This is a genomic window from Mycobacterium sp. IDUB_28 (genome assembly GCF_055419285.1).
In genome coordinates this window covers 1-1,497 of record NZ_JBVAXK010000032.1, presented here as the reverse complement: position 1 = coordinate 1,497, position 1,497 = coordinate 1, and the positions used below count along the sequence as shown (strand labels likewise).

The following is a 1,497-nucleotide window of genomic DNA, read 5'->3' as shown; positions in this document are numbered from 1 at the left end:
GTCGATGCCGCCGGGGGCAGGTTCGTGTTCTTGGATGCACCCACCGGCACCCACGTGCGCGTCGAACTACCCGTCAAACTCTGATTCGCGGCGAAAACCGCGATCAGTCAAGCAGTTTCTGGCGCATCGCCTCGGCGACCGCGGCCGCCCGGTCGCTGACACCGAGCTTCTCGTACAGGCGTTGCACATGAGTCTTGACCGTCGACGGTGCCACATACAATTCGGCGGCGATCGCGGGAATGCTCTGGCCGCGCGCAATGCGGTTGAGCACCTCGCGTTCGCGCGCGCTCAGCACCGGAGCAGTCGGTGCCGCGCGCTGCCGGATCTCCCCGGCCAGGCCGCCGACGAGGGAGGGCGCGACGACGTCGCGGCCCTTGGCGACGTCGAGAACCGCTTTGACGATCTCGGACCGGGTCGAATCCTTCAGCAGGAATCCGGCGGCACCCTGCTGCAGGGCCTGGTACACGATCGCCGATTCGTCGTGGGCTGAGAGCAGCAGCACCCGGGTGGGTATGTCGTTGTTGCGCACTGCCGCCGCCACCTGCGCACCATCCATCCCGGGCATGCGGTAGTCCAGCAGTGCGACGTCGGGCCGGTGGGCTTTGATCAACTCCAGAGCGCCCGTACCGTCGTCCGCCTCGCCGACAACATTCACCGAACCGCTCAACGAGAGCGCGCGTACCACGCCCTCGCGAAACAGCGGGTGGTCATCGCCGACGACCACACGCACTTTCTCAGGCGTCACAGCGCCGACCATTGCCAGAGTGTAGCGCTCGCCTGCACCGAACTGTTCGTAATCGCCAGACTCGCGATCGGTATTCCGCAGTTTGCTCGCCCCCACCCTGAGTACGGTGTTCGTGTGGCGACCAGCGACGTCGAACTGGAACGAGTGCGCCGCGTGCACCGTTTGCGGTCCTACCGGATCGCCTCGGTGTTACGGATCGGCGTGGTGGCGCTGATGGTTGCCGCGATGCTGATCGGGACCCGGCCGTCGCAGTGGACGCAACAAACCATCCTCATCGTCGGATACTCGGTGATCGCACTGTGTTCGCTGGTGATGGCGTTCGCTCCGTCGCGCCAGTGGGTGGGTATGGGCCCATTGGCGCGGGTGCGCCGATTCGAGCCGTTCGCCTTCACCGCCATCGATGTGTTGGCGCTGACCGGTTTTCAGATGCTGTCGACCGACGGGATCTATCCGTTGCTGATCATGACCCTGCTGCCGGTGCTGGTGGGTCTCGACGTGTCGACACGCCGGGCCGCGGTGGTGCTGGCCTTCACCCTGGTGGGATTTGCGCTGTCGGTCGCCCAGGATCCGGTGATGGTCCGCGCTATCGGCTGGCGCGAAGCCGTCTTTCGGTTCGCGCTGTATGCGTTTCTCTGCGGAACGGCATTGGTCGTGGTGCGTATCGAAGAACGCCACGCTCGTTCGGTGGCGGGGTTGAGTGCGTTGCGCGAGGAGTTGTTGGCGCAGACGATGACGGCCTCGGAGGAAATGCA

General features: G+C 65.3%; 1 protein-coding gene and 1 pseudogene. One reads left to right on the top strand and one right to left on the bottom strand.

All coding sequences use genetic code 11. The features are described 5' to 3' along the window. Positions 1-103: 103 nt before the first annotated feature. Entirely contained in the window at positions 104-757 is a 654-nt protein-coding gene (locus ACZYZ9_RS26400; RefSeq protein WP_463829103.1) for a response regulator, read from the bottom strand. A gap of 102 nt (positions 758-859) precedes the next feature. Here ACZYZ9_RS26400 and ACZYZ9_RS26395 point away from each other — a divergent pair. After that, positions 860-1,497, top strand: a pseudogene (locus ACZYZ9_RS26395) (sensor histidine kinase); the annotation flags it as partial.

Coding starts and splice junctions, on each gene's coding strand:
- ACZYZ9_RS26400 (WP_463829103.1), bottom strand. CDS start 757: ATGGTCGGCGCTGTGACGCCTGAGAAAGTGCGTGTGGTCGTCGGCGAT.